The organism is Oleiphilus sp. HI0080, assembly GCF_001635135.1.
Genome location: NZ_LWFU01000808.1, coordinates 1 through 1173 on the forward strand (window position 1 = coordinate 1; position 1173 = coordinate 1173).

1 pseudogene is annotated in these 1173 nt (G+C 47.3%); it reads right to left on the reverse strand.

Annotated features, from left to right (window positions below):
• Nucleotides 1–302: 302 nt before the first annotated feature.
• A pseudogene (locus tag A3751_RS16520) lies at nucleotides 303–1173 on the reverse strand (glutamate--cysteine ligase); the annotation flags it as partial.

The window sequence follows — 1173 nt, forward strand, 5'->3', positions numbered from 1 at the left end:
ACTTACAAAATTAGCATAGGTTTCAGTATCTGCAAATTGGGCATAGTGACAGTTTTGTTAGAAACGTGACGGAAGCGAATTTCGGTACTTAATATTTGCGAGCTGCGTATCACCGCGTATGCGTTTTGTGAAGCGTGTTGCACGGTAATTAATACGATAAGGCGGATGTTTAAATAAGGGGGGCGTCTCAAAGAATGTAGGCGCAAAGAGTCATAGAGAATAGGCGTTTCAGCTGAAACGATCTAGCGCATATAGCGCAAGATCAGTAACCTTGGCGCCGACCGGCGTTGGATGAGTCTGGTCTAGCTGACGTAGTCCGAAAGAAACTTGTCAAAAGAAACCGTATCTCCTTGTTTGATTTGCTCAGCGTTATCATGGCTTTGAGCGGCAAGCCTCTCAAATTCATGTTGAATAGCGGCCATGTCAGTTGCTGCCGTTAGCGTATGTTTGTGTTGATTGGACAGAGACCCCGCTAACTCAAGCCAGCTTTGTTGTTCTGTTCGCATATCTTCCAGAATCCGCGCAGAGGGGCATAGACTAGCGTCATCTACTTTTGCTTGCTGAAGTGCAATGCTCTCTTGGTGGAGCGTCGTATTCTCGGTGTTATCTAGCAAAGCGGCGTAGTCGTTGATCCGGGAAAGAATCTCCGTTGCCCAAGAGGTGAGTGAAATCTCTTCATCAAGACGTTTGAGCGTCAGGTTTGGTCTTCTTCCATCGGTGGTGACGGACGAGAAATTACCCTCAAGCTCTTCGCATGCTTCGGCACTAAGAACCGGCGAGTCTTCCAGCAGGCAGAAGAGCAGGAAGGCGTCAACGAAAGCGATTTGCGTCTCATCAATACCAAGAGGTAAATAAGGATTGAGATCAAGGCAGCGTACTTCGACATATTCCACGCCACGTTCATTTAATGCTGCAGTCGGTTTCTCTCCGGACAGGGTGGTTCGCTTTGGTCGAATAGAGCTGTAGTACTCGTTCTCGATTTGAAGCACGTTTGTGTTCAGCTGCGTGTAGCCCTCGCTGTCGTGTAATCCAATTTCCTCGTATCGCGGATAAGATGTATGAATTGCGTTCGTTAGCGTATTGGTAAAGTTTTCAAGCGTGTTGAAACATATATTCAACGAGCTTTGCGCGTTATTGCTATAGCCGAGATCGCTCATTCTCAGCGATGTCGCG